Raw genomic sequence first — 1,200 nt, 5'->3', positions numbered from 1 at the left:
GGTAATCCCCCCATTTATAACCGGGGCGATAAGTAGAGTTGGTTAGGCAGCCATTGTCACCTTCTGTTTCGGTGTTATCCCGCCCAATGCCATATTCGGTCGCTCGTGGTTGTACGTCCAGAGCCAGCGTGTGGCAAAATCCTGTACTTCAGCGATCGAGCCGAAAAGATAATGGCTCAGCCAATCATAACGGACTGTTCGGTTGTAGCGTTCGATGTAGGCATTCTGCTGTGGCTTGCCAGGTTGAATGTGCAGCAACTCAATGCCGTTCTGCTTCGCCCAACGGGTTAGTTTGCCACTGATGTATTCCGGGCCGTTGTCACAGCGAATGGCTTTTGGCTTGCCGCGCCATTCGATCAACTGCGTGAGAGAGCGTATTACGCGCTCTGCCGGCAGCGAGAAGTCTGCATCGATGATCAGACCTTCCCGGTTGTAGTCATCGAGCACATTGAACAATCGATACGTTCGGCCGTCTGCCAACTGGTCGTGCATGAAGTCCATAGACCAACAGCCGTTCAGAACCTGCGGTACCGACAAGGGTTCCGGCTTTTTCCGCACCAGTCGCTTCTTGGGCTTGATCCGCAGGTTAAGCTCCAGCTCCCGGTAAATCCGGTAGATGCGCTTATGGTTCCAGCCGAAGCCCTTCACGTTGCGCAGATACAGGTAACACAGCCCAAAACCCCAGTTACGCTGGTTATGGGTTAAACGCACCAGCCAGTCGGCAATCACCGCGTCCTCATGGCTCAGCTTTGCCCGGTAGCGATAACAGGTCTCACTGATACCAAAGGCCACACAGGCCAGCCGTACACTGCAGCGATCAGCATCAACTGCATTTTTTGCCATCTCTCGGCGTTGAGATGGCTTTACCACTTTCCCTCAAGGGCCTCCTGGCGAAGCTCGGATTTCAAGCGCTCTTCGGCGTACATCTTCTTGAGCCGACGGTTTTCGTCTTCCAGGTCCTTGAGGCGCTTCATCATGGAGGCGTCCATACCGCCATACTTCGAACGCCATTTATAAAACGTGGCACTGCTCATACCGTGCTCGCGGCAAAGTTCAGGAACCGGCACGCCAGATTCGGCTTGCTTCAGAATCGCCATGATCTGGCTGTCGGTAAAACGTGATTTTCGCATGTGGAATCTCCTGTCTGTTCAGAGTACAAAATTCCACTTATCACCGCGATTATTTTTCGGGGGGATTACC

1 protein-coding gene is annotated in these 1,200 nt (G+C 53.3%); it reads right to left on the bottom strand.

Annotated features, from left to right (window positions below; translation table 11 throughout):
• Nucleotides 1-42: 42 nt before the first annotated feature.
• A protein-coding gene (locus CZ787_RS12550) for an IS3 family transposase (protein ID WP_087109704.1) occupies nucleotides 43-1,130 on the bottom strand; the annotation gives its coding sequence in 2 pieces (ribosomal slippage) (nucleotides 43-875 and nucleotides 875-1,130; 1,089 coding nt in all).
• Between the last annotated feature and the right edge of the window lie 70 nt (nucleotides 1,131-1,200).

Source organism: Halomonas citrativorans (assembly GCF_900163645.1).
GTDB classification, from domain to species: Bacteria; Pseudomonadota; Gammaproteobacteria; order Pseudomonadales; family Halomonadaceae; genus Vreelandella; species Vreelandella citrativorans.
The sequence above is the reverse complement of the archived record's forward strand: the minus strand, read 5'-3'. Positions and strand labels throughout refer to the sequence as shown.